The sequence below is a fragment of the Kitasatospora sp. NPDC057595 genome (genome assembly GCF_042800875.1).
Classification (GTDB): Bacteria; Actinomycetota; Actinomycetes; order Streptomycetales; family Streptomycetaceae; genus Kitasatospora.
Genome location: NZ_JBHVGL010000001.1, coordinates 1 through 25,141 on the forward strand (window position 1 = coordinate 1; position 25,141 = coordinate 25,141).

The window sequence follows — 25,141 nt, forward strand, 5'->3', positions numbered from 1 at the left end:
GCGCGGAGCCGCCCGCCGGGCCGGCGTCGGGCGCGGACGGGCCGCCGGCCTCGCCGCCGGGCCCGGGCGGGACGGCCAGCCGACGCCGTCGGCCGGTCGGCGTGGGCGCGGCGGGCTCGGGCGGCGCGGGCGCCGGACCGGCCGGCAGGGCGTGCTCCAGCCCCGGGTAGACGGGGGTCTCGGTGCCGCCGGGCAGGGCGAACCCGCCGGAGGAGTCCTCGGTGCCGGGCAGCGCGCGGCGGCGCCGGGACGGCCGGGGCTCGGCGTCCCCGCCGTCGTGGCCGGCCGGGGCCTCCGGGGCGGTGTCGCCGCCGCCCGGGCCCAGCGCGATCGGGGTGCGTGCGGCGCCCTCGCCGGCGGCGGCCCGGCGCTCGCCGTCACCGGGGGCCGCGCCGTTCGGCTCGCCGGGGCGCCCGTCCGGACGCCCGCCGTCGACCGGGACGGCGTAGGCGGTGCCGGAGCGGCCGTCGTCCTTGCCCCAGGGGTCGTTCTGCGGGCCGTTCGGGCCGCCCAGGCGCTGGCGCCCGTACGCGGGGTCGTTGCCGGTGCCGTTCCACTGCTCGGGGACGGCCCGTTCGATCCGGGCGGGGGCGTTGGGCCACTGGTCGGCGGGGATGTCCGGGGCGACGGCGCCGGCCGGGGCGGTGGGTTCGGCGGCCTCGCGGCCCGGCTGCTCCGGGGCGGCGGGCGGCAGCTCCACGGCCGGCCGGCCGCGGCGTCCGCGCCGCTGCTCGACCACCGGCTCCTCGCCCGGCGCACCGGTGGCCGGGGACGGTCCGGCCGCGGCCTCGGCTCTCCGGGCGTCGGCGGAACCGTCCGGCGCGCCCTCCCGGGGGCCCTCGGCCGGGGCCTTCGCGGGGGTGCCCTCGGCGGTGGCCGGCTCCTCGGCCGGGGCCGCGGCCGGCAGCTGCGGGATGCCCGGCAGGTCGGGCAGGACGGCGCTGTCGCTCTCCTTCGGCCGGTCCGACCGGCCCTCGGCGGACGCGCGCTCGGCGGCGGCCTTGGCGGCGGCCGGGTCCAGCGGCAGTTCCACGACGTACGTGGTGCCGGCGCGTCCCGGCAGCTCGTGCGGCTGGAGCACCCCGCCGTGGCGCTCGACCACCGCGCGGGCTATCGGCAGGTGGACGGGGCTGCCACCGCGTCCCGGGCCGCGGATCTCCACCCGGGCGACCTCGCCGCGCTGGGCGGCGGCGAGCACCACGGCCGGCGTGTCCGCGCCGGCCGGCGGCAGGGCGGGCGCGCCGGGGGCGGCGAGTCCGGGGGAGGGCAGTTCGGGGGCGACGTCGTCCAGCGCGAGGCCGATGCCGCTGACGTCGGCGACCAGGTGGGCCAGCGCGTGGGCGAGCCGCTGCTCGTCGGCGATCACCTCGACGGCGGCGGCGTGCACGGAGAACCGCACCCGGCCCGCGCCGACCAGCTCGCCGGCGTGCTCGACGGCCCGGCGGACCACCTTGTCCAGGGCGACCGGCATCCGCTCGGCGCTCTTCCGCCCGGCCTTGCCGCCTTCCGTACCGCCCTTGCCGCCGGCCGCGGCGTCCTTGCCCTCGGCGGCGCCGCTCTCGCCGGCCTCGGAGCGCTGGTGGGCCAGCACGCCCTCGATCAGCTTGCCGTAGCGGCGGCACTCGTCGGCCAGCCGGCGCAGGGTCCAGTTGGCCTCCGGCCAGAGCTGCCCGGCCGGGTCGGTGGCGAGCGCGTCGATCCGCCGGTGCAGCGCGGTCAGCGCGCCGCCCAGCTCGCTCTCCAGGACGGCGGTGAGGTGCTCGTTGCGGGCGACCAGCGCCAGCTCGCGGCTGCGGTCGGTGAAGGTCATCACGGCGCCGACCAGCTGGTCGCCGTCCCGGACCGGGGCGGTGGTGAGGTCGACGGTGACCGGGCGGCCGTCCTTGCGCCACAGCACGGTGCCGCGCACCCGGTGCTTGCGCCCGGAGGTCAGGGTGTCCAGCAGCGCGGACTCCTCCAGCGCCAGCGGGGTGCCGTCGGCGCGGGAGTGCTGGATCAGCGGGTGCAGCTCGCGGCCGCCCAGCTCGCTGGCCCGGTACTCCAGGATGTGCGCGGCGGCCGGGTTGACCAGGACGCAGCGGCCTTCGAGGTCGACACCGAGCACGCCCTCGGCGGCGGCCCGCAGGATCATCTCGGTCTGCTTGTGCTGGCGGCGCAGCTCCGCCTCGACGCCGAGCCGGCCGGTCAGGTCGCGGACCAGCAGCAGGAGCAGGTCGGAGGAGCGGGAGCCCTCGCGGTAGGGGTCGTAGGGCGCCGGGGGCGCGTAGCCGGCGCCGGTGCCGGTGCCGGTGCCGTCGTCGTCGAAGTCGTTGCCGGAGACCTCGACCGGGAAGGTGGTGCCGTCGGTGCGCCGGGCGGTCATCCGCACCGGGCGGTCGAGGGCCTCGTCCTCGCGGGCGGCGGGCCGCATCGAGCCGGGGATCCGACTGGGGTCGAACTCCGGGAGCAGGTCGAGCACGCCCATGCCGACCAGTGAGGTCCCCGGTGCCTGGAGCGCCTGGACGGCCGCGTTGTTGGCATCGACGACGGTGCCGTTGCTGTTCACCAGCAGCAGCGCGTCGGGCAGGGCGTCGAGTATGGCGGCGAGGCGAGCAGCGCCTCGGATCGGCCTGCTGCTCACGTCGACAGGTCTCCTCGGCTCAGGGCAGCTCTCTCCGGAGACGGCAGTATCTCATTCTTCTTTGCGGCGGGGACGACCCGCCTAGTAACGTTGGCGGCGGTTGGTGCCGGGCCCCCGGGTTGTGGCATCATCACAGGCACAAGGAACGGGTCCGCGCACGTGGGCTTGCTCCATGTGGAGGAGGCTTCGCCTAGTCCGGTCTATGGCGCCGCACTGCTAATGCGGTTTCGGGGTTATTCCTGATCGAGGGTTCAAATCCCTCAGCCTCCGCCAGCCGAAGAGCCCCGCCGACGATCTCGTCGGCGGGGCTCTTCGCATGTCCGGAGCGCGCCCGGAGCACGCGCGGAGCATCTCCGGACATGATCGGAAGGGCGTTCGGCCGGTGGGTCCGGGGCGCCCGGATCAACCGATTTCGCCCCGCGCCGCAGGTCATGTAATGTTGTCCCCGCACCGCCCCGGAGGAACGTTCGCCAGGGCGAGCGCTCATAGCTCAACGGATAGAGCACTTGACTACGGATCAAGAGGTTGCAGGTTCGAATCCTGCTGAGCGCACCAAACCCCGCAAGACCGGGTCCGCCCGGCACTTGCGCTCATAGCTCAACGGATAGAGCACTTGACTACGGATCAAGAGGTTGCAGGTTCGAATCCTGCTGAGCGCACCAGCGAGAAGCCCCCGGCCATGGGCCGGGGGCTTCTGCGTTTCCCGGGCCCGTTCCGGCCCGGCCGGGGTGCCGCCCGGACACCCCTCGGCGCCCGCGACGGCCCGCGACCCCTGGCGGTACCTCGCGATACCTCGCTCAAGGGGTGAAATGCGGTTCTTTCGGGTACATCCCGTCCTGCCGGACGGAGGACCGCCAATCGGGTGTCATGCGGCCGAGAGCGCAAGTGTCGCCATATGACCGGCTCAGGATCGTGATTCCGTTTTGTCTGATCTTGTGTCCAGACTGCCCGGCCATCCAGGCCGCTCCGGCAGCCGATGCGAAGGAGAGCCGGATGAACCGACAGTTCCCGGCAGCGGCCGGCGCCGCGGTCCTGGCGACCGGACTGGTGATCGGTTGGAATCCGCCGCCCTCGGCCGCCCGGCAGGTTGAGCCGGACCGCCCGTCCGCCGGCCTCCACCAGGGCGGCGCCACCGCGCTCACCCTGTCCGAGTCCACCAACGACCCCGGCATCCGGCTGACCGGCACCGGCGAGCCGGGCGGCACCGTCGTGGTCACCGACCGGTCGCCCGGCGGCCAGGAGGACGACCTCTGCTACACGACCGTCGGGGCCGACGGCGGCTGGTCCTGCCTGCCGGTGGAGAACCTGGCGGACGGGCGGCACCGGCTCACCCCGTCCGCCGCCGATCTCGCCGGCAACCGGACCGCCGGCCGGCCGGCCGAGCTGGTGGTCGACACCGCGCCGCCGGACCGCCCGCTGCTCACCGCGCCCGCCGCCGGGGAGACCGTCCGGGTCGCCCGGCCCCGGCTGTCCGGGAAGGCCGAACCGGGGGCGCGGGTGATCGTCACCGCGGGGCCGGACCGTGGTGACGGGCCCGCGCGGATCGTCGCCTGCGGAGCGACGGCGGCGGTCGACGGCAGCTGGACGTGCACGGCCAACCGGGACCTGACGGACGGGGAGCGGTGGCTGATCGTCACGGCGACCGACCCGGCGGGGAACAGTACGGCGGCCGAGGCGGTGGTGGTCCGGGTGGAGACGATCGGTCGGCCGGCGGTGACGACGCAGGTTCCGCTCCCGCCGTTCCCGACGCGGACGCCCACACCCACGCCCACGCGCACGCCGTCGTCGGCGCCGACACCGTCGCCTGCGCCGTCGCCTTCAGCGTCGAAGGCCGCGGCGCCTTCGCCGGTGGCCACCCCCTCGCAGGACGCGCCCTCGGCTCCCCGGCCGTCGGCGGCCGCCCCGTCGCCGACGGTCACCGCGCCGCCGTCGCCGACACCCTCGGTCCCGGTACCGGCGCGACCGTCCCCGGCCGCTTCCGCTCCCACTCCCACTCCGGCCGGGCGGCCGTCGCCCGTCCTGCCGGCGGCCCCGGTCCCGACCGTCGCCGTTCCCGCCCCCGCTCCGGCCTCGCCCGCGTCCGCCGCCGTGCCCGCCACTGTGCCGGCCCCCGTTCCGAGCGGGCTGCTGCCGTTTGTCGTGCCACCGGCCATCGGCTCGCCGGCCGGGGCGGCGGCGCCCACTCCGACGCCGACACCCACGCCCGCACCCACGGCGCCCGGCCCGGCTCCCGCTCCGGCCCTGTCCGTCCCGAGCCCGACGTCCCAGGCTCCGACGCCCCGGGCTCCGGCTCCGTCGTCGGCCTCGGCCGTCCCCTCCGTCGCCTCCGTCCCCTCCCTCGCCTCCGCCGCCCCGGACCGGGAGCGGGCCGAGCGGGCGCCGGCCGCGCCGCCGCCGGGCGGGGCACGGCCGACGGTCCGGGCCGCGGGCGCCGCAAACAGCGCCGCCGTGGCCGAGACCGCCGCCGAGGAGCCGTCGTCGCCGACGGCCGCCGACCGACACCCGTCGGACGGCTGGCGGGGCGTGCTCGCCGCGGTCCTGCTGGTGCTCACCGGTATCGGGTTGATCACTCGTCGGGTGATCGGCCGGGGATCCGGTCCCGGGCGGCACTGAGCCGCTCACCCCTGTCCGCTCATGTGCCTGCGCGTCAGGTCCGGTCTCGGATGATTCGTCAGTAAATGTCGACACGCACCGGTTCAAATGTCGCATTTGATGACGTATGAACTTAGCCTGGCCCTGGCACTGCCCGTCAGATCCGGGCCGCCCGTTGCGCGACACACTGAACCTGAGGATCCGTGCATGGACGTCACCCGCGATTCTTCGCAGCGACCCGACCACCTGCCCAAGACGCTTCCCCCGGGAATGCCGGAACGTTCCGCCTCGGGCTCCAGCCCGCTGGCGAGGGCGACGAGGGCATCCAAGCCCGCCCAGCCGACCGACCACGGCCCGGCCACCACCCCGATCGCGGTGGTCCCGGGTCCGGCCGACGGCAGGCACATCGACCTGCGCGATCCGCTGGAGCTGGCGGACCCGGTGGACCCGGCGGCCCGCCCGACGCCGACCGCCCCGCTGCCGCCGGTGGCCTCGACGGTCCTGGCCGCGGACGAGCCGGAGGGCGCCCCGGCCGGGGCGGCGACCGCCGTCACCTCGCGCCGGCCCCCGCGCGCCGACCAGACGCTTCGTGAGCGCACCGCCGCCGCCCTGCCCGGCTGGGTCGCCCTGCTCGGGCTGCTGCTCGGCACGGCCGCCGTGCTGCTGGTGCTGCTGCGCGACGGTGTCATCCCGTACTGGGACGTGCTGCCCGACCTGCGCACGGAGGCCGCCCGGGCCGCCGGCGGGGCCGAGGTGACCGCCCGCTCGGTGGCCGCCGTGGCCGCCGCCGGGCTGCTCGTCGTGCTCTCGCTCGCGGGTCTGCTGGCCAACGCGGGCGGCGAGACCCGGGTGCTCACCCGCTGGGGCCGCTACCGGGGCACCGTCCGCCGCACCGGTCTGGTCTGGGTCAACCCGCTGCTGCGCCGCCGTCGGGTGGACGTCCGGCTGCGGCACTGGCGCAGTGAGCCGGTCAAGGTCGTCGACCGCACCGGGACCCCGATCGTGGTCCGGCTGCTGATCGTCTGGCGGGTCAAGGACACCGCCCGCGCGATGCTGGCGATCGAGGACCACGAGAGCTACCTGCGCGAGCAGGTCCAGGCGGTGCTCACCCGGACCGCCTCGACGCTGCCCTGCGACAGCAATGCGGCGCCCGGGCCCGCGCTGCGCGACGGCCAGTGGTTCGCTGACGAACTGACCAGGGCGCTGGCCGCCGAGGTCGCGCCGGCCGGGCTGGAGGTCTACTCGGTGCAGCCGCTGGCGCTGGACTACGCGCCGGAGGTGGCGGAGTCGATGCGCCGCCGCCGACTGGCCGACCTGGACGCGGGCCTGCGCACCGTGCTGGTGGACGACGCCGTGGAGGCGGCGGCGCTCGCCGTGCGCCGGCTGGAGCGCGCCACCGCGCACGAACTGGACGAGGCCGCCCGGAGCGCGCTGATGGAACAGTTGCTGGTCGCCTTCGTCGCCCCGGCCGGAGTGGCCGCCTCGGTACCGCCCCCGGCCGCCCGGGCCGGGCGGAAGGAAGGACGACCGGCATGAGGATAGCCACCGGCACGGACGCCGCCGCGGTGCTCGCGGACGCGGACGACACGGCGTTGATCGGCTTCGAGGAGAGCCTCGGTACGATCCCGGCGATCACCGGCTGCGCCTGCCCGAACTGCGTGGTGCGGCCGCGCGCCGCCCGCCCGGCGGAGCCGTACGGGGGAGGCCGAATACACCGTGCGGTGCGAAATACCTGCCTGGCCACCACGGTGCTGGCCGGCGCCGGAGTGGTCGGCCTGACGGCGGGGGCCGGGGCCGCGCACGCCGCGCCGGGTAAGCAGGGCTGGGACGGCTCGAAGTACTGGTTCAAGAACGGCGACGGCGAGTGGCGGTACACCAGCCACTACAGCGTGTACACCGACGCCGTGGGGTCCGGCGATGCCGGCTCGGCCGGCACGCGGACGGCCACCAACGGCTCGGCCGGTTCGGGCGGGATGCGCCAGGGCTGGGACGGTGAGAAGTACTGGTTCAAGAACGGCAGCGGCGAGTGGCGGTACACCAGCCACTACGACGTCTACCTGAGCCGCACCGGCCAGTCCGGCGGCGGGGCGGCCGCCTCGGGCACCACCACCACCGCGCCCGCCCAGGCCGAGACCCGGTCCGGCGGCCGCCTGGAGTCCGCGATCGAGTACGCGCTCGCACAGCTGGGCAAGCCGTACGTGTGGGGCGGCGACGGCCCCTCCGGTTACGACTGCTCGGGGCTGGTGCAGCAGGCCTACCGGCGGGCGGGCATCAGCCTGCCGCGGGTGGCCGACGACCAGTACGCGGCGACCACGCCGATCGGCGCGGGGCAGCTGCGCCGCGGCGACCTGCTGTTCTGGTCGGACAGCGGCCGGGCCTCGGGCATCCACCACGTCGGGATCTACCTCGGCAACAACAAGTTCGTCGAGGCGCCCCGGCCGGGCAAGACGGTCCGGGTGTCGACGATCAGCAGCGGCTTCTACCCGACCCACTTCGGCCGGCCGTAGGGGAGGGCCCAGCGGCCCGGCCCGGGAGAACACGAAGGGGCGCGCCGTCCGGCTGCGGACGGCGCGCCCCTTTCGGGTGACGGTGCTCAGGCGGAGGCTTCGTCCAGCAGGGCGGTCTGCGCCGGGGTGAGCTCCAGCCCGGCGGCGGCCAGCAGCGGCGGGAGCTGGCCGACGGTACGGGCGCTGGCGATCGGGGCGGCGACGGTCGGCCGGGCCGCGAGCCAGGCCAGGGCGACGGTGGCGGGCTCGACGTCGTGCTCGGCGGCCACCGTGTCCAGCGCCTCCAGCACCTTGGGGCCGCGCGGGTCGCCCAGGTAGCGGCCGGCGCCCTCGGCCCGCGCGCTGGCCACCTCGGCGCCGCCCGGGCGGTACTTGCCGGTGAGGAAACCGGAGGCCAGCGCGTAGTACGGCACGGTGGCGAGGCCGTGCGCGGCGACCACGTCGGCCAGCGGGCCCTCGAAGGTGCCGCGGGAGACCAGGTTGTAGTGCGGCTGGACGGCGGTGTACGCGGCCAGGCCCTCGCGCCCGGCGAAGGCGAGCGCCTCGGTGAGCCGCTCGGCGCCGATGTTGGAGGCGGCGACGGCGCGCACCTTGCCCTCGCGCACCAGCGCGTCCAGGGCGGTGACGAACTCCTCCACCGGGGTGTCGTCGTCCTGGTGGGTGTAGTAGAGGTCGATGTGGTCGACGCCGAGGCGGCGCAGCGAGCCCTCGGCGGAGGCCTTGATGTTGGCCGCGCTCAGCCCGCGGGCCTCGGGGTGCAGGCCGACCTTGGTGGCGACGACCACGGAGTCGCGGTTGCCGCGGCTGCGCAGCCACTTCCCGATGATGGCCTCGGACTCGCCGCCGGTGTTGCCCGGCACCCAGGAGGAGTAGGTGTCGGCGGTGTCGACGAAGTTGCCGCCGGCCGCCGTGTAGGCGTCGAGGACGGCGAAGGACTCGGCCTCGTCGGCGGTCCAGCCGAAGACGTTGCCGCCGAGGGAGAGCGGGAACACCGAGAGCTCGGAGTTGCCGAGCTGCACGTAACGGGGGGCGTCGCTGCGGGAATCGGTCATGGTCCGAGTCAACCCGATCGGCCGGGCCGGCATTCCGTGAACGAGGCGTACTTCACACGCCCGTTGCACGTCCGCAGCACGGAGACCGGGTGTCGGGGTGGTCCGCGGATTCGTTAGAGTCCCTGCCATGGCTGACAACGAGTACGACCCCGCCGGCAGCACCCAGATGTTCCGGGCCTTCGTCGAGGAGACCCCGGCACCGCAGGCGCCGGGCTCCGTCAACACCTACGGCAACACCGGCGGCGGCAGCCGGACCGGCGTGATCGCGATCATCGCCGTGGTCGCCCTCGCCGTGCTGGGCGCCGTCGTCTGGCTGGCCGTCAAGTAGTCCTCGCGGTGGAGTGCCTGGCGGTCCGGTGGCCCGCGGGTGCCGGTCCCTGTTCCCTCAGCAGGGCTTCCGCCAGGCGTCCAGTTCGAGCTTCTTCTGCATCGAGCTGAAGCCCAGCGCCTTGGTGCGGCCGCAGAACTTCTCGGTGCCCAGCTTGTACTCGACGTGGAAGACCGCCTTGCCCGCCTGGACGAAGGGGGAGAGGCGGGCGCACTCGTCGAACTGCGCGCACTCCTCGTTGACGGCGAAGTCGAAGTCGTTCAGCAGCGCCGGGACCTGCTCCAGGTCGTTCTTCAGACCGATCGCCAGGCCGCGTTCGTGGGCGAGCGAGGCGAGCATGCGGTTGTAGCGGAGCTGGTCGTCCGCGGTCAGCGGGAAGCCGCTGTTCTGGTTGTAGGCCTCGATGGTGTCGGGCTCGACGGCGTCGAAGCCCTTCTGCCGACACATGTCGAAGCGGGCCGCCATGAGGGGCTTCAGCTGGTCGATCTTGCGGATGTCGAACCACTTCTCGCCCTTCCAGCCGTTGCCCGAGCCCTGGAGGGCCTGGGCGAAGGCGGCGGAGTCGGGGCGGAAGTCCTCCCAGGAACCGGCGTTGATGTAGCAGATCACCTTGCGGCCCTTGGCGTGCAGGGCCGCGACCACGGAGGCGTCGGTCTCGAAGCCGTCGACGTCGTAGACGGGGACGTCGACGGACTGGTCGACGGAGCCGCCGAGTTGCCACTGCCAGGCGAGGCCGGGGGTGGGCTGCCAGCGGGCGCCGGTGGTGCCCGGGACGGCGGGGGTGCCGGGGGTTCCCGGGGTGCCGGACGGGGCCGACGGCCGGCCGGACGCGGTCGGCGAGCCCGGGCCGGTGGTGGCGTCCGGGGTGACCGGCGTGCCGGGGGTGCCCGGCGTGGCCGGTGCGTCCGGGGTGGCCGGGGTGCTCGGAGCGCCCGGGACGGGGGCGGCGGTGGCCGCCGGGGGCGCGCTCGCGCCGGTCTCGGCCGAGGTGTCGTCGTCCGAGCCGGAGCTGCTGCACGAGGTCGCCAGCAGCGCGGTGGCGGTGGCGAGGGCGAGGGCGGCCCACACGGGCCGGGTTGCGCGGGTCACGGTGCACGGACTCCGGATCGGGTCGGATGCGTTCTCAGATGGGTTCGGTGAGCGGCCGTCCGGCGGTCAGCTGGTGCGGCAGGGTGCTCCAGGGGTTCTCCCCGGCGCCCGGCACCGCGCAGCCGACCCCGGCCCGGCGGGCGGCGATCAACGCGGCCACCTCCGCGGCCCGTTCGGCGGGCACGTCGTAGACCAGGTGGCAGAACCGGGCGGCGGCGTGCCGGCCGGTCCACAGCGGCAGGGCCAGCGCCTGGTAGGCGGCCCAGTCGCCCTCGAAGGTGACCAGCAGATCGGCCAGGCCGACCTCGGCGTACCCGGGGTCCGGGTGGTCTCCGTGGCCGAACACCACGGTGGCGCAGCCGGCGGCCCGGGCCGCGGTGGCCAGGCGCCGGTAGTGCGGCAGCGCGCCGGGCGCGGCCGACACCTGGTCGAGGTAGACGCCGGAGATGCCGTGGCGCTGACGGTAGGTCAGGATGTCGTTCACCACGGCCGCGTGCGACCGCCGGCCGTAGTCGGTGTCGGCGTAGCCGAGCAGCGGCAGGCCGGCCTTGCGGAGCTTCTCGGCGGCCTCGGTGAAGACGTGGTCGGGCTCGCCCGGACCGTCGGCGAGGTTGAGCACGACGGCGGCGATGCGCTGGGGATCGGCGGCGGCGACCGCCTGCCAGGCCGCCGGGTCCACCGCGGGGTGGACGTACAGCGGCACCAGCAGGCGGCCGTCGGGGTGGTTGCCCCCGGTCATGCGGTGACCAGTTCGGTGGAGAGCCAGAGGTCGCGCAGCGTCTCGTCGAGCCCGGTCTCCGGGCGCCAGCCGAGCACCCGGGCGGCGGCCGACACGTCGGCCTGCTGCCAGGAGACGGCCGCGGAGCGCTCGGAACCGGCGCCGCTCTCGTCGATGCGGCCGGCGAACCCGGCCGCCGCGACCAGACCGTCGGCGATCGCCCGGACCGGCCGGGCCTGCCCGGAGGCCAGGTTGAGCACCCGGGGCAGCGCTTCCCGGGCGGTCACGGCGAGCGTGACGGCACGGGCGACGTCCCTGGCGTCGACGAAGTCGCGGTGGGCCGAGAGGTCCCCGACCCGCACCACTCCGTCGACACCCTCGGGCGCGGCCCGGCGCAGCTCGGCGGCGAGCCGGCCGGGCAGCGAGCCGGCCGGGGCCCCGGGGCCGACCGGGTTGAACACCCGCAGCACCACGGCGTCCAGCGGCGAGCCGGCCACCGCGAGGGAGCCGGCCAGCTTGGTGGCGCCGTAGACGCCGACCGGGCGGGCGTCGGCGTCCTCGGCGAGCGAGTCGCCGGGGGCGCAGACGCCGTACTCGCCGGCCGAGCCGATGTGCACCAGCCGGGCCTTCGGGGCGCCCCGGCCGAGCGCCTCGCAGAGCACGGCCGGCCCGCGGGCGTTGACCTCGGCGAGGGTGACGGCGCTGCCGGAGACGGCGCCGGCGAAGTTGACCACCGCGTCCGGGGCGAGCACGGCCAGGTCCTCGCCGAGCGGGCCGGCCTGGGCGGAGGCCAGGTCGAGCCGCAGGTCGTGGTCGGGCCGCCGCCCGGCGGTCAGCACGGTGGCGCCGGGCAGTGCCCGCAGGGCGGCGGCGGCGTGCCGGCCGAGGAAGCCGTCGGCGCCGAGCAGCAGGATCCTCACGCGGCCCGTCCGTCGTTCTCGGGGCCGGCGGGGACGGTCGCGGCCGTGGCCGCGGTGGCCGTCGGCTGCCCGTCGGCGGCCTCGGGTGCGGTTCTGGCGGCGGGGATCGGCAGGGGCTGGCCGTTCGGCACGGCGTACAGGCCCTCGCCGGGGGCCGGGGCGGCGCTGGCCGGCTCGCCCGGGAGGAGCAGCGAGCGGTTGAGCGCGAACTCGGCGTTGGCGCGGTCGTAGTCGTCCGGGCGGCCGATGTCGAGCCAGTAGCCGTCGAACTCGTAGGCGGACGGCGGCGTCTGGGCGCCCAGCAGGTCCAGCACCAGCTCGTCGAAGCCCAGCGGCAGGCCCGGGGTGTACCGGGCGAGCGCGGCGCGGGAGACGCCGTAGACGCCCATCGAGACCCGGTAGTCGATGCTCGGCTTCTCCTGGAAGCCGGTGATCGAGCCGTCCTCGGCGGTCAGCACGCCGAAGTCGATCTTCACCTGGCGGGCGTAGGTCGCGATGGTGAGCGGGGCCCCGGACGCCTCGTGGTGCTTGAGCACCCCGGCGAAGTCCAGGTCGGTGAGGACGTCGCCGTTCATCACCAGGAAGTTGTCCGGCAGCCGGTCCTGCATGGTGAGCAGCGGGCCGAGGGTGCCGAGCGGGCTGTCCTCGACGGCGTAGCCGACCCGCAGCCCCCACTGGGAGCCGTTGCCGACGTAGGCGCGGATGATGTGCCCGAGGTGGCCGATGGCCAGGGTGACGGTCTGGAAGCCCGCGGCGGCGAGCTGGCGCATCACGATCTCCAGGATCGCGTGCTGGTCGCCGATCGGGACGAGTGGCTTGGGAAGCGCGGTGGTGTACGGGCGGAGGCGTACGCCCTTACCGCCGGCCAGGATCACTGCGTGCATGTGGTTCCCCCACAGAAGTCGGTTCGACAAGGGGCCTTCGGTGCCGGGAGCGGACGGAAGGCGGAGCCGGGTCAGACGTTGTAGATGTCGGTCTTGTAGCGGGCCAGGTTCGCCGGGTCGCGGAAGAACTCGATGGTCTGCTCCAGACCCTCGTCCAGCGAGAACCGGGGGGCCCAGCCGGTGGCGGTGCGCAGCCGGGTGGCGTCCGCGACCAGGCGCATGACCTCGGAGTTGGCCGGGCGGATGCGCTGCTCGTCCTCCTTGACGGTGACGTCCACGCCCATCAGCTTGCCGACCAGGGTGACCAGGTCGCCGACCGAGATCTCGCCGCCGGTACCGGCGTTGAAGGTCCTGCCGACCACGGTCTCGGCGGGGGCGGTGCCGACCGTGCGGAAGGCCAGCGCGGTGTCCTTGACGAACATGAAGTCACGGGTCGGACGCAGGTCGCCGAGGGTGATCTCGGTCTCGCCGGCGGCGAGCTGGGCGATCACGGTCGGGATGACGGCGCGCATCGACTGGCGCGGGCCGAAGGTGTTGAACGGGCGCAGGGTGACGACCGGGGTCCCGAAGCTGGCGTGGTAGCTGTCGGCCAGCCGGTCCCCGCCGGCCTTGGAGGCGGCGTACGGGGACTGGGTGTTGATCGGGTGGTCCTCGGTGATCGGCACGGTCTGCGCGGTGCCGTAGGTCTCGCTGGTCGAGGTGTGCACCAGGCGGGGGATCTCCTGGTGGCGCACGGCCTCCAGGACGTTCAGGGTCCCGGTGACGTTGGTGTCGACGTACGAGTGCGGGGCCAGGTAGGAGTACGGGATCGCGATCAGGGCGGCCAGGTGGTAGACCGCCTCGGTGCCCTTGACCAGGCCGTTGACGGAGCCGGGGTCGCGGACGTCGCCGAGGACGATCTCGACGGAGTCCAGCACCTCCTTCGAGAGGGTCTCCAGCCAGCCGAACGACGAGAACGAGTTGTACTGGACCATCGCGCGGACCCGGTGGCCGTCGGCCACCAGGGTCTCGACGAGGTGGGAGCCGATGAATCCCTCGGCTCCGGTGACGGCGACGCTGCTCATGGTGAATCGCTTCCTGTGTCTTCAGGGGACGTGTCGTGCGGGCCCGGCCGGGTGGTGCGACGGTGTGGTGACCCGGCCGGGCCGGTACGGGTGGTGCTGTTCCGTCGGTGCGGGTTCCGTGGTGCGCTGTTCAGCTGTTCGGCGGTGCCCGTTTCAGCGGTGCTTGGTGGTGCGGCCGAGCACGGGCCCGGCGGTGCTGGTGAGGACGGCCGCCGCACCCCCGCAGCCGATCAGCTGCAGGACGGTCGGGTCCCAACCGGTCAGCAGCCCGGCGCACTCGGCGCCTGCGGCTGCCAGACAGATGAGGGCGGTGCTCCAGCTGAGCCCGAAGGCGTTCAGCAGCAGCGCCAGCCAGAGCGAGCCGCCGAGCAGCAGCAGCGCGCCGAGCTCCGGGACGCCCAGCGCCGGGGCGCCGGGCCAGAGCACGGTGGCGGCGGCGTCGAGGGCGGCCACGGTGGTGAGGTAGATGAACAGGCAGCCGAGCAGCACGCCGCCGGTGCGGCGGGCGAACTCGACCGGGGTGTGACTGGTGCGCAGCGCGGCCACCGCCATCGCCCGGTAGCGGAAGAGCAGCCACTCGGCGAGGCCGAGGCTCAGCGTCAGGGCGATCATCGCCGGGCCGGTCGGGCTGGCCGAGGCGCCCTGGGCGCTGCCGGTGCTCACCGCCTGGTGGACGGTGACCCCGAGTCCGGCGATCAGGGTCAGCGTGCCGACCGCGAGTCCGAACAGCAGGTGCGGGATCTCCTTGTGCAGCGGCAGCCGCAGCGGGACGGGTTCCGCCTCGGCGCGCCGGCAGCGCAGCAGCTCGCGGGCGGCGAGCCCGACGGCCAGGCCGAGCGAGGCCAGCAGCACCGCGGTGCGGACGGCCTGCGGCACCGAGACGGCGAGCACCACGCCCGCGCCGACCGCCGACGGTGCCAGCGCCAGCAGCAGGAACTTCTCCCGGCCGAGCACCAGCAGCACGGTGGCGGCCGCCAGGTAGCCGGACTGCCCGGCGGCGAAGCAGAGCGCGCCCAGCGGTCCGCCGACCACGTACCCGGCGGCGGCCGCGGTCAGCGCGCCGAGCGGCGCCCCGATCGCCAGGCAGGCCGCGGCCGACCGGCGCCGGCCGCGGCCGAGCCAGGCGTACGAGCGGTGGGCCAGCGCCTGGTTCCAGGACCAGCTGACCAGGGTCGCGACGGACAGCGCGAGCATGCCCGAGGGCAGGCCGAAGCGCATCCGGTCGGCGGCGAACAGGTTGGCGCCGAGCAGGTAGCCGAGGCCGGGCAGGGCGAACACCAGGCCGCGCACGACGCACCGCCAGGGATCGGCCCGCCAGGGGTTGGCGAACTCGGCGCTCGGCCCGGGGTAGCGGCGCTCGACCCGTTCGAACAGCTCCTCGGCGACGGTGAACGCGTCGGGGCGGCCGTAGAGCAGACCGGCCTGTTCGTCGGAGAGGCCGTCGGCCTCCAGGAAGGCCGCGATCTCGTAGGGGTGGACGGCGTCGGCGCAGATGTCCTGCAGCCGATCGGCGAGTTCGTCCAGCGGGTCGGGGGAGAGTTCGAGCTGGTCCGCGTCCGGCCCGGGACGCTGCGCGGGCAGGGTCGGGCGGCGCCGCTTCAGCGGCAGCACCCGCAGCTGGACGGTCTCGTCGGCCTCGTTCGGAACGAGGCGCAGTGGCCCACTCATGCGCCCACCTCGCTGCGCTCGCGCTCGGTCGGCTGCTCCCAGTCCGGGTCCGGCGGTCCGTCGGTGACGGCGACCACGCCCTCGGGCAGCCAGCGGGCGGTGCCCAGCAGTTCGGTGTAGATGCCGCGGAAGCCGTCGATGTTCTGGCGGAGCGTGAACTGCTCGATCACCCGCAGCCGGGCCTGCTCGCCGAGCCGGGCCCGGCGCTCCGGATCGCGCAGCAGCTCGATCGCCGCAGCGGCCATGGGCTCGGGCTCGCGCGGCGGGACGACCAGGCCGGTGTCGCCGACCGCCTCGCGCACGCCGCCGACGTCGGTCGAGACGGTGGAGCGGCCGCAGGACATCGCCTCGATCAGGGTGAACGGGAAGCCCTCGCTGATCGAGGAGAGCATCACCACGTTCCCGGCCGCGTAGGCGTCGGTGATGTCCGCGACCCGGCCCTCGAAGACCACCGAGTCGCCGGTGCCGAGTTCGGCGGCCAGCGCCTCGCAGGCCTCGCGGTAGGCCTCACCGCCCTTGGGGGTGCCGCCGAACAGCCGCAGCCGGGCGTCGGGTATCTCGCGCCGCACGATCGCGAACGCGCGGATCAGCGTCTCCAGGTCCTTGATCGGGTCGACCCGGCCGGCCCAGCTGAGCGTCGGGGTCTCCGGCTCCGGCCCGGCGGGCGGGAAGGCCGCCGGGTCGACGCCGTTGTAGACGGTGCGGATGTGCGCGGAGGGGGTGCCGCCACGCTCCTCCCACCGCCGGTTGTACCGGTTGCCGGGGGTGACCAGCGCGGCCCGCCGGTAGCTCTCCTCGGCGAGCATCCGGTAGAAGCCCAGCAGCAGGGCCTTGACCGGCCAGCGGTAGGGGCCGGTGCGGTAGCCGAGGTAGCGCTCGCGCAGATAGATGCCGTGCTCGGTGAGGAGAAACGGTACGCCGAACTGCTGAGCGGCTATCAGCCCCGGGAGCGTGGCCAGACCGCCGCTCGCGGCGTGCGCCACGCCGTCGCGCGGCGGCTCGACCGACAGCGGGCGCAGCGCGTGCTCCAGCAGGTCGGTGGCGTTCAGCGCGTCGTGCATGGTGGGCCGGGAGACGGCGGTGGAGAGGTAGTCGCGGGTCCAGACGTGCTGGAGGGTGCGCAGGGCGCGCTCGCTGCGCAGCGCCGGGCTGAGCAGCCCGCGCTGGGCGAGGTCGGCGAAGCCGTAGAGCTCGGTGCCGAAGTGGGTGGTGTAGACCGGGTCCAGGAGGGAGTGCAGGAACCGTTCGTAGGCGTTGAGGAAGCGGCGCATCTCCTTGCCGCGCGGGGCCTTCGCCTCCGAGGCCGGGCCCCACAGCGGGGCGGTGGTGACCGACCGCACGTTGGCGGGCAGCTCCCAGGCCAGTGGTTCGTGGCCGGTGCCGGTGACGGCGATGATGTCGAAGTCGACGTCCGGCATGCCTTGCACGAGCTGGTCGCACCAGACACTCACACCACCGTGCTGGTGCGGGTACGTCCCCTCGGTGAGCAGGGTGACGCGCATCTGTGTCCCCCCTCCTGTTCTTGCCTCAAGCTCCCGGCCGAGCAGGCCGGTCCGGGTGGTGCCGGTGGCGGCCGTGCTGCGGTCCGCCACCGGGTTCACCTGTCTAGCGGGTGCCGGGCGAGCCGGCGGTCTTCCTCGCGGGTTCGGCCTTCCCCCCGGAGGCCTTGCCGTGCTGCTGCGGAGTACCGCCGTGGCCGACGGCCTTTCCGTCGGTGCCGCTCGCCGTACCCGAAGTCGTACCAGCAGAGACGTTCCTGCCGGCAACCGGGGCCCCGCTACCGGGGATGAGAGTCGGCGCCTCGGTGCGGTCGGTGTCGCCCGGACCGGCCGGGACGGCGTCCACGGTGCCCTGCGGGACGACCTTGGTGTCGGCCGGGGCCGGGGCCGGGACGGACTTGGCCGCGAGGCTCGGGCTGGTGCCGGCCGGGGCGGCCGGGGTGCCCGTGGCGGGCAGCGTCAGCAGGACGCCGCTCTGCAGCTGGCCGGGCTTGACCCAGCCGGAGAGCGAGCCCGCGTAGGCGGTGCCGAAGCCGGTGGTGCCGATGGCGAGCTGCTGGACCGTGCCGGTCGGCATGGTGGCCTCGATCTGGACGCCGGCCGGGGCGCTCACCATGACGGTGTCGCCGGTGCGGTAGGCGGTGACCTGGCCGGAGGCGAGGGCGGCGTTCCAGGCTGCCCGCCGCTGGAACTCCTGGCCGATCTCCTTCTGCGCGAGATTCACGACCGGGGCGTTGTCGGCGTGCAGCGACCGGTAGGTGGAGAGGATCTTCTCCAGCACCGGGTAGACGATCCGGTCCTCGGACAGGTTCGACTGGTGGATGAAGTGCGGCCGCGGGTCGTTGTTCAGCACGTGGCCGAGGTCGATCCGGGCCTCCAGAGGCACGATGTACGACTGGTAGCCGGTGTTGACGTCCAGCGGCGTCGGCAGGCAGGTGGAGTTGGCGTTCTGGCAGATGCCGCTGCCACCGTTGGCGACGCTGGTGTAGATCCAGTTGTACTCGTCGGTCTCCTCCTTCGCCGTGGCGGCGTTGTAGAAGACGTTCATCGGGTAGCGGGGCACGGTCAGCGCCGCGCCGACGGCCCGCTGGCCGGTCTCGCGGGAGGCGTCGCTGGCGGTCCACTTGACCCCGTTGGCGGCGAGCGCCGGGGCCAGGTACGGGTTGTCGCTGGTCTCCTGAGGCGCCGTCAGCAGGCCGGAGTGCTCGCCGGTGACCAGCTCGGTCTTGTCCAGCTGCAGGCCCCGGGCGGCCGCCCAGTCCAGGTTGTTCTTGATCTGGGAGGAGATGGTGGCCTGGTCGACCCAGACGGTGCTGCCCGAGGAGGTCTTGGTGCACTTCCACGGCACCACCGAGACGTCCTGGAGGCAGCCCAGGTACGGGTGGGTGTAGGTGTGGTTGATCCACCGGTAGCTGGTCTGGTCGGCGATCATCTCGTCCACCACCGGGTCGGTGGTGGTCTCGTGGTCGGACTTCCAGTCCTCGCTGCCACCGCCGTTGAACACCATGTCCAGGGTGAAGCCGTGGTCGAGCTGCCACTGCTTGGCGTACTGCGCGTCGGCGACCGTCATCCGGATCGGGTTGGCGGTCTCCGGGGTGCCGGGCGGGCAGGTGACGTCGCCGGGGGTGCACTTGAGCACGGTGTCCCAGCGGTCGTCGGACAGGAAGACGTCGTCGACGTGGGCCGCGAAGTAGTTGCGGTCGTAGCCCAGGTGGACGCCCTGGGTTATCCAGTCGACTATGCCGCGGGCCAGCAGGCGGTACTGCTGCTGGTACTGGTTGTAGACGAAGGTGACGACCAGTTCCTTGCGACCGGCGTGCTGGTACTCGCCGACCAGCGAGCCCTTGGCGGTGCTGTTCGGGATCGGGACCTCGACCAGCGGGGTGAAGCTGGAGCCGGCCGGCAGGGTGGCCAGCGGGGTGGCCAGGTAGCCGTAGCTCTCCGAGACGGTCGGGTCGTTGTCCTCGAACGGGACGGCGCCCTTGAGGTAGTTGAACGGTCCGCTCAGACCGGCCGTGGTGACCTGGCCCTGGAAGCCGTCCAGGGTCCCCATGTAGCCGGGGTTGACGGCCCAGTTCAGGCCGACGTCGGGACGGGCGTAGGTGTACGCGTCGACCTGACGGACGTTGAACGCGGCCTCGTAGGCGGCGATCGCGGTCATCTCGGCGGAGCCGGCCGCGAACGGGTTGTCGTTCGGCAGCACGATGCCCTGGTACTTGCCGCGCGGCTGGCCGTTCAGCGTGTCGCTGAGGAAGGCCGCGTCGATCACCGGGCGGTTGGCGTCGTTGAGGTCGACGAGCTTGTACGGCGTGCCCTGGCTCTTGAGTTCGGCGGCGATCGCGGCCGTGGCCGGCCCGCCGTCGCTGATCACCAGGACCGTGAGATCGATCCGGGGCGTCGTGGTGGCGTGCGCGAGGGACGACTGCAGGCCTCCGGCCAGCAGAACGGCTGCCGCACAGGCGGCAACTCTTCGGGTCGCTCGACCCATGTTTTTCTTCCTCCCCTGGGCAGGGCGCTCCGCTGCTTGCGCTCGCCCGCCCTCGTAGCTGGTCGCGGGCAGCAGGCTGCCCGGCGCCCATCCTGATGGAACATCCGTAGCAGGAGGGACCGAACGGGCAGGAGTGCAGCGAATCTGTTACCAACGTTCATGGTCGTGCCATGAGGGCGCTGATTGTGGCCGAAAGCGCATCGGCCACGCAAATAATGAATTAAAAATTAAAACCCGGAACCTAGTGTTACCGCTGTTCACCCATCGTGCGGCCCGGTGGCTGAACGGGACCCTACACTGGCGGCGTTGCCCCTGACACTCTCGCACATCCTGCCGTTTCAGTGGGCAGGTTCATGCAATATCGCTCACGGTTGTGCAACGTCACCGTCCGAATATCCAATGGAGGCCGCCGAGTGACCGAGCCGCAGACCGAAACCGCCGCAATTCCGGCCGCCCGCAGCCTGGGTCTGCTCGGCGCCGTGAACGCCCGCGACCTGGGCGGCTACCGGACCGCGGAGGGGTTGCTGCTGCGGGCCGGCGTCGCCCTGCGCAGTGACGGCCTCAGCCGGCTCACCGACGAGGACCTCGCACGACTGGCCGGGCTGGGCCTACGGCGGATCGTCGACCTGCGCAGCCCGGCCGAGGTGCGCGAGGCCGGCGCGGACAGGATCGTCGACGGCATGGCGGTCCATCAAATGCCGGTGTTCGCCACTGACTTCGACGTCCACGCCACGCTGCGCGAGGCGCTGGCCGATCGCGATCCGGGCAGGCAGCGCGCCCTGCTCGGCGGGGGCCGCGCCGACGCCATGATGACCGGCCTCTACCGGTGGTTCGTCACCGACCGGATCGCACGCGAACGGTTCGCCGGCGTGCTGCGGTTGCTCGCCGATCCGGACGGCGCTCCGCTACTGTTCCACTGCTCGGCCGGAAAGGACCGCACCGGCTGGACGGCGGCCGTGCTGCTGACCGCGCTCGGCGTCGACCGGGAAACGGTGGTGACGGATTATCTGCTCACCAACGAGCGTTCCGCCGCCGTCGTCACGACGGTCCTGGAGGGTTTCCGGACCCGCGGGCTGATGGACGAGCCCGAGCTGCTGCTGCCGGTCTTCCGGGCCGAACGGAGCTACCTGGAGGCGGCCTTCGAGGAGGTCGAGACCGGCTGGCCGGACTTCGGGGCGTTCTGGGCCGACGGCCTCGGTCTGGACGGGGCCGTGCTGGCGGGTCTGCGGGCCAATCTGCTGGCGCCCTGAGTCCCGCGGGCGCCCGGACGCGGCCCGGCGCGGTCCGGGGCCGGCCCCGGACCGCCGTGCTCAGCCCTCGGCGGTCAGGCCCTCGCGCAGCTGGGTGAGCGTGCGGGTCAGCAGCCGCGAGACGTGCATCTGCGAGATGCCGATCTCCTCGCCGATCTGCGACTGGGTCAGATTGCCGAAGAACCGCAGCATGATGATCCGGCGCTCGCGCGGCGGAAGCTTGGCCAGCAGCGGCTTGAGCGACTCCCGGTACTCCACGCCCTCCAGCGCGAGGTCCTCGTAGCCGAGCCGCTCGGCCAGCGGGCCCTCGCCGTCCTCCTCGCTCGGGCTGGAGTCCAGCGAGCTGGCGGTGTACGCGTTGCCGACCGCCAGGCCCTCCACCACGTCCTCCTCGCTGACGCCGAGGCAGGCGGCCAGTTCGGCCACGGTCGGGGAGCGGTCGAGGCGCTGGGAGAGCTCGTCGCCGGCCTTGGTGAGCGCCAGCCGCAGCTCCTGGAGCCGCCGGGGCACCCGCACCGACCAGCTGGTGTCCCGGAAGAAGCGCTTGATCTCGCCGACCACCGTCGGCATCGCGAAGGTCGGGAACTCGACGCCGCGCTCCGGGTCGAACCGGTCGATTGCCTTGATCAGCCCGATCGTGCCGACCTGGACGATGTCCTCCATCGGCTCGTTGCGGCTGCGGAAACGCGCCGAGGCGTAGCGGACCAGCGGCAGGTTGAGCTCGATCAGGGTGTCGCGGACGTAGGTGTGCTCCGCGCTGCCCGGATCGAGGGCGGCCAGCCGCCCGAACAGGGAGCGGGAGAGCGTCCGGGTGTCGAGCCCGGCGTCCGGCGCGGCCGCGGCGCGCTGGAGCGGGATCTCCGCGGCGCCGGCCGGTGCAGCGTGGATCTCCGCAGTGCCCACATCTGAGGACATGCACCCACCCCCTCGTGACTGACGGTCCAACGGGTGCCGCCGTCGGAACGTTCCCGTGCTCGCGCCGGCCCCCTCGCACCCTCCATACCGGCTCACGGTCCCCGGCAAACCCGAGCGTCGCAAGATGTCACGCGGCGGTGACGCGCCGCTATCGCGGCGTCACACCCGGGGTGCGGTCAGTCCTCCCAGGAGTTGCCGGTCCGCAGCCTGGTCAGGATCCGCGACAGCAGCCGTGAGACGTGCATCTGGGACATCCCCAGCTCGGTGCTGATCTGCGACTGCGTCAGATTGGCGAAGAACCGCAGCATGACGATCCGGCGCTCCCGCTCGGGCAGCTGCACCAGCAGGTGGCGGACCATGTCCCGGTGCTCGACCTCGGCCAGCGCGGCGTCCTCGTAACCGAGCCGGTCGAGCAGCGCCAGCCCGCCCTCGTGCTCCTGGGCGGCCTCCAGCGAGGCCGCGTTGTAGGCCCGTCCGGCGTCCAGGCAGGCCCGGACGTCCTCCTCGGGGATCCGCAGGCTGGCGGCGATCTCCGGCACCTTGGGGGCCCGGCCGTGCACCACCGTCAGCTCCTCCATCGCGCCGCTGACCTGCACCCAGAGCTCCTGGAGCCGGCGCGGGACGTGCATGGTGCGGACGTTGTCGCGGAAGTAGCGCTTGATCTCGCCGAGGATGGTCGGCAGCGCGTAGGTGGGGAACTGCACGCCGCGGCCGGGGTCGAACCGGTCGATGGCGTTGATCAGGCCGATGGTGCCGACCTGGACGACGTCCTCCATCGGCTCGCTGCGGCTGCGGAAGCGGGTGGCGGCGTAGCGCACGAGGGGGATGTTGACCTCGATCAGCGCGGCCCGGACCCGTTCGCGCTCGGGGGTGTCCGGGGGCAGCTCGGCGAGCCGCTCGAAGAGCACCCGGGTGAGGGTGCGCACGTCGACCGCGGGTCGGCCGCCGGGGCCGCGCAGGCGGTCCGGGCGGAGCTCGCCGGCCGGGCTGATCACGGCGGCCAGCACCTCGTCGTCCGGCGCGCTCCCTGGTGTCCGCACGGACACGTCACCCCTCCCATAGTCGACAACGGTGGGACCTGCGGACCGGGTGTCGCGTCTCGTCACCGCCCTCGCCATGTCCGGCAAAACCGGTCATAGCATCACAAGGCGGGCGCATGTCGGGCAAGTACCGCGCGGAGGTGTGTTGGTGCGCCGCAGGGCCGGGCGGGGTGCGGCGGCGGTGCGGGGGAGGGGCCGGGCCGGGACGGCGCAAGGCGCCCCGCCCGAATGCCGGGCGGGGCGCCGTGGGCCGTCGGGCTCAGACCTCGATGTCGGCGATCACCCAGGTGGCGAACTCGCGCCACTGGGCGGCCGCGGCCTGGTGGGCCGGGTGGGTGAGGTACGCCTGGAGCGCCTCGCGGTCCTCGACCAGGCTGTTGATCGCGTAGTCGTGGGCGATGTCGCGGTCGGTGGTGTTCCAGCCGCACTCCCACTCGCGCAGCTCGGGTACGAGCGGGCCGAGCTCGGCGAAGGCCTTGGCGCCGGCGAGCGCGCGCTCGTCGTCCTTGCTGACGCCTTCGTTGAGCTTGAACAGGACCAGGTGGCGGATCACGGTGCCGCTCCTCGCGGACGGGGTCGGGTGTCGGGCCCACCGTAGCCGGTGGGGTGCGGGCTATTTCACCAGGCCGGTCATGAAGGTGCCGACGGCCTTGGCGGCGTTCGAGATGCCTTCGAAGCCCAACTGGACCAGCTCGGCGGCCCGGGCCGGCGAGGTGATGATCGTGTAGAGCACGAAGATGAGCAGGAGGACCATTCCGATCTTCTTCGCCTGCGCCATCCGTGACCTTCCTCCCTGCCGTGGGCCGTCGTCGCTCGGTCCCCGAGCGGCCCGGTGCAACGGGCAGCTTATCCACCCGGACGGCCTATCAAGTGAGCGACGCGTTCACCTGCCGGGACGAAGGTCCCCGCGACAGGGGCCTTTCTCCGGGTGCCGGGGGCGCCGGAGGGCGGCAGGATGGTTGATGTACCGAGGATCTGGCAGGAATCCCCGGTACGTGGATCCGGAGCTCCCCGCTGTGGGACCGGGCGCCGCGGCTTCCCCCCGACGCGGCCCCGGTTGTGGGACTCCGCCGGGGGAGCGGTCAGTCCCCCCGAACCGCTCCCCCTCTTCCAGGCTCCGTACTCGACAGGCGTTGGTGGTCATCGGCCGACGGGTACGGAGCCCTTTCCGCGTTCGAGGGTGCGCGGGAACGCCGAAGGCCCGTCCGGTGAACCGGACGGGCCTTCGGGCCTGCTGGCGGTAGCGGTGGGATTCGAACCCACGGTGGAGTTGCCCCCACACACGCTTTCGAGGCGTGCTCCTTTGGCCGCTCGGACACGCTACCGAGGGGAACTCTACCGGACGGGTGGCGCGGGAACGAAATCCGTTCCCGGGGCGGGTTCAGCGGTGGGTGTCGAAGAAGGCGCGCAGCTGCTCGCCGCACTCGTCGGCGAGGACGCCCCAGATCACCTCGGGGCGGTGGTTGAGCCGCCGGTCACGCATCACGTCGAAGAGCGATCCGGCCGCGCCGGCCTTCTCGTCGAGGGCGCCGTAGACCACGCGGTCGATCCGGGAGAGCACGATCGCGCCCGCGCACATGGTGCAGGGCTCCAGGGTGACGACCAGCGTGCACCCGCTCAGCCGCCACTCGCCGAGCTTCGCGGCCGCCTCGCGGATGGCCACCACCTCGGCGTGCGCGGTCGGGTCGCCGACGGCCTCGCGCTCGTTGTGGCCGCGGCCGAGGACCTCACCGTCCGGGCCGAGGACGAGCGCCCCGACCGGGACGTCCCCGGTGGCCGGCGCCAGTGCGGCCTCGGCGATGGCGAGGCGCATCGGCGCCGCCCAGCGGTCGCGGACCGGGTCGGGGCGGACGGGAGCGGGCAGCGGCGGGATCGGGCGGACGGACTGCATGGCATCCAGTGTCGGGCATGGCGCGGGTCCGGCCGTCCGGACGGCGGACACGGGGCGTTACCGGACGGCCTCCAGGACCTCGCCGCAGCCGAGCGCCTCGGCGATCTCCTCCAGGGCGTCACCGGGCACCGCGCCCTCGCCGCTGAGGGCGGTCAGCTCGTCGGCGGCGAGGCCGAACTCGGTCAGCAGGTGGGCGTCGCCGAGCGGGCCGACCGGGACGCCGCCGGGGTCGTCGCCGTCCTCGTCGTCCTCCTGCTCCTGGGCCTCGGTGCCGTCCTCCAGCTCGGCGACCAGGTCGTCGAGGTCGCCGAACTCGCTCTCGCCGGCCTGGTCCACCAGCTCGTCGGTGAGGACGGAGCCGTAGGAGCTGCGGGCCGCGGCGGCGCCGTCCGAGACGAAGATCCGCGGATCCTCCTCGCCGTCCACCCGGACGATGGCGAACCAGGCGTCCTCCTGTTCGATGAAGAGCAGGACGCTGTCGTCGTCCTGGGCCGCCTGACGGGCCAGGTCGGCCAGGTCGGCGAGGGTTTCGACGTCGTCGAGCTCCGTCTCGCTCACATCCCACCCGTCCTCGGTGCGAGCAAGCACTGCAGCGAAGTACGCCACCAGGGACACT

The 25,141-nt window shown here is 73.8% G+C and carries 20 protein-coding genes, 4 tRNA genes and 1 pseudogene; 8 read left to right on the forward strand and 17 right to left on the reverse strand.

What is annotated here, in order from left to right:
• The coding region (locus ACFU9E_RS00005; RefSeq protein ID WP_380714685.1) for a PAS domain-containing protein at positions 1-2,620 on the reverse strand (2,620 nt) is incomplete at its 3' end.
• A gap of 179 nt (positions 2,621-2,799) precedes the next feature.
• On the opposite strand from ACFU9E_RS00005, the gene ACFU9E_RS00010 reads away from it, so the two are divergent.
• The 6 genes from ACFU9E_RS00010 (at position 2,800) to ACFU9E_RS00035 (ending at position 7,719) form a co-directional block, all read left to right on the forward strand.
• Positions 2,800-2,893: transfer RNA gene (locus ACFU9E_RS00010), tRNA-Ser, on the forward strand.
• Between the two features lie 206 nt (positions 2,894-3,099).
• A tRNA-Arg gene (locus ACFU9E_RS00015) sits at positions 3,100-3,175 on the forward strand.
• Positions 3,176-3,206: 31 nt separating this feature from the next.
• Positions 3,207-3,282: transfer RNA gene (locus tag ACFU9E_RS00020), tRNA-Arg, on the forward strand.
• Between the two features lie 331 nt (positions 3,283-3,613).
• Positions 3,614-5,233 (forward strand): Ig-like domain-containing protein, encoded by a 1,620-nt coding sequence (locus ACFU9E_RS00025; RefSeq protein ID WP_380688902.1) that lies wholly within the window; start codon positions 3,614-3,616, stop codon positions 5,231-5,233.
• A gap of 186 nt (positions 5,234-5,419) precedes the next feature.
• Positions 5,420-6,748, forward strand: coding sequence for an SPFH domain-containing protein (locus tag ACFU9E_RS00030; RefSeq protein ID WP_380714686.1), 1,329 nt, complete (start codon positions 5,420-5,422; stop codon positions 6,746-6,748).
• Positions 6,745-7,719, forward strand: coding sequence for a C40 family peptidase (locus ACFU9E_RS00035; RefSeq protein WP_380688906.1), 975 nt, complete (start codon positions 6,745-6,747; stop codon positions 7,717-7,719). Before ACFU9E_RS00030 ends, ACFU9E_RS00035 begins: the two co-directional genes overlap by 4 nt.
• An 86-nt stretch (positions 7,720-7,805) precedes the next feature.
• Here the strand turns inward: ACFU9E_RS00035 and ACFU9E_RS00040 are convergent, their stop codons facing one another.
• Entirely contained in the window at positions 7,806-8,771 is a 966-nt protein-coding gene (locus tag ACFU9E_RS00040) for an aldo/keto reductase (protein WP_380681725.1), read from the reverse strand.
• A 127-nt stretch (positions 8,772-8,898) separates the two neighbouring features.
• Here ACFU9E_RS00040 and ACFU9E_RS00045 point away from each other — a divergent pair, with 127 nt between their 5' ends.
• Positions 8,899-9,099, forward strand: coding sequence for a hypothetical protein (locus ACFU9E_RS00045; protein WP_380681723.1), 201 nt, complete (start codon positions 8,899-8,901; stop codon positions 9,097-9,099).
• A gap of 57 nt (positions 9,100-9,156) precedes the next feature.
• On the opposite strand, the gene ACFU9E_RS00050 is transcribed toward ACFU9E_RS00045, so the two are convergent.
• The 8 genes and pseudogenes from ACFU9E_RS00050 to ACFU9E_RS00085 all read right to left on the reverse strand — a co-directional run bounded on the left by ACFU9E_RS00050 (position 9,157) and on the right by ACFU9E_RS00085 (position 19,429).
• On the reverse strand, positions 9,157-10,188 hold the full coding sequence (locus ACFU9E_RS00050; protein WP_380681721.1) for an endo alpha-1,4 polygalactosaminidase: 1,032 nt from the start codon (positions 10,186-10,188) through the stop codon (positions 9,157-9,159).
• Between the two features lie 34 nt (positions 10,189-10,222).
• Entirely contained in the window at positions 10,223-10,927 is a 705-nt protein-coding gene (locus ACFU9E_RS00055; protein ID WP_380681719.1) for a spherulation-specific family 4 protein, read from the reverse strand.
• Positions 10,924-11,826 carry an NAD-dependent epimerase/dehydratase family protein gene (locus ACFU9E_RS00060; protein ID WP_380681717.1) on the reverse strand — a complete coding sequence of 301 codons (903 nt, stop codon included), beginning with the start codon at positions 11,824-11,826 and terminating at the stop codon, positions 10,924-10,926. Before ACFU9E_RS00060 ends, ACFU9E_RS00055 begins: the two co-directional genes overlap by 4 nt.
• A 176-nt stretch (positions 11,827-12,002) precedes the next feature.
• Positions 12,003-12,710: pseudogene (locus ACFU9E_RS00065) on the reverse strand (NDP-sugar synthase); the annotation flags it as partial.
• A 71-nt stretch (positions 12,711-12,781) separates the two neighbouring features.
• On the reverse strand, positions 12,782-13,774 hold the full coding sequence (locus ACFU9E_RS00070) for a GDP-mannose 4,6-dehydratase (RefSeq protein ID WP_355360689.1): 993 nt from the start codon (positions 13,772-13,774) through the stop codon (positions 12,782-12,784).
• 153 nt (positions 13,775-13,927) lie between these two features.
• Positions 13,928-15,442, reverse strand: coding sequence for a hypothetical protein (locus ACFU9E_RS00075; protein WP_380681715.1), 1,515 nt, complete (start codon positions 15,440-15,442; stop codon positions 13,928-13,930).
• Positions 15,439-16,944: a GT4 family glycosyltransferase PelF gene (pelF, locus tag ACFU9E_RS00080; protein WP_380681731.1), complete on the reverse strand. Its 1,506-nt coding sequence runs from the start codon at positions 16,942-16,944 to the stop codon at positions 15,439-15,441. The genes ACFU9E_RS00075 and pelF overlap by 4 nt, the downstream gene beginning before the upstream one ends.
• A gap of 103 nt (positions 16,945-17,047) precedes the next feature.
• The gene (locus ACFU9E_RS00085) at positions 17,048-19,429 is read right to left on the reverse strand and encodes a hypothetical protein (protein WP_380681713.1); all 2,382 of its coding nucleotides are present in this window, start codon (positions 19,427-19,429) and stop codon (positions 17,048-17,050) included.
• A 413-nt stretch (positions 19,430-19,842) separates the two neighbouring features.
• Here ACFU9E_RS00085 and ACFU9E_RS00090 point away from each other — a divergent pair, with 413 nt between their 5' ends.
• Positions 19,843-20,679, forward strand: coding sequence for a tyrosine-protein phosphatase (locus ACFU9E_RS00090; RefSeq protein ID WP_380681711.1), 837 nt, complete (start codon positions 19,843-19,845; stop codon positions 20,677-20,679).
• Between the two features lie 60 nt (positions 20,680-20,739).
• On the opposite strand, the gene ACFU9E_RS00095 is transcribed toward ACFU9E_RS00090, so the two are convergent.
• The 7 genes from ACFU9E_RS00095 to ACFU9E_RS00125 form a co-directional block, all read right to left on the reverse strand.
• Entirely contained in the window at positions 20,740-21,594 is an 855-nt protein-coding gene (locus ACFU9E_RS00095) for an RNA polymerase sigma factor SigF (protein WP_355360674.1), read from the reverse strand.
• 176 nt (positions 21,595-21,770) lie between these two features.
• Positions 21,771-22,640 carry an RNA polymerase sigma factor SigF gene (locus ACFU9E_RS00100; RefSeq protein ID WP_380681708.1) on the reverse strand — a complete coding sequence of 290 codons (870 nt, stop codon included), beginning with the start codon at positions 22,638-22,640 and terminating at the stop codon, positions 21,771-21,773.
• 253 nt (positions 22,641-22,893) lie between these two features.
• Positions 22,894-23,187, reverse strand: coding sequence for a Dabb family protein (locus ACFU9E_RS00105; RefSeq protein ID WP_355360671.1), 294 nt, complete (start codon positions 23,185-23,187; stop codon positions 22,894-22,896).
• 60 nt (positions 23,188-23,247) lie between these two features.
• Positions 23,248-23,388, reverse strand: coding sequence for a hypothetical protein (locus ACFU9E_RS00110; protein ID WP_320437731.1), 141 nt, complete (start codon positions 23,386-23,388; stop codon positions 23,248-23,250).
• 481 nt (positions 23,389-23,869) lie between these two features.
• Positions 23,870-23,959: transfer RNA gene (locus ACFU9E_RS00115), tRNA-Ser, on the reverse strand.
• A 56-nt stretch (positions 23,960-24,015) separates the two neighbouring features.
• Positions 24,016-24,525 carry a tRNA adenosine(34) deaminase TadA gene (gene tadA, locus ACFU9E_RS00120; RefSeq protein WP_355360667.1) on the reverse strand — a complete coding sequence of 170 codons (510 nt, stop codon included), beginning with the start codon at positions 24,523-24,525 and terminating at the stop codon, positions 24,016-24,018.
• Between the two features lie 57 nt (positions 24,526-24,582).
• Entirely contained in the window at positions 24,583-25,083 is a 501-nt protein-coding gene (locus tag ACFU9E_RS00125; protein ID WP_380681706.1) for a hypothetical protein, read from the reverse strand.
• Positions 25,084-25,141: the final 58 nt, after the last annotated feature.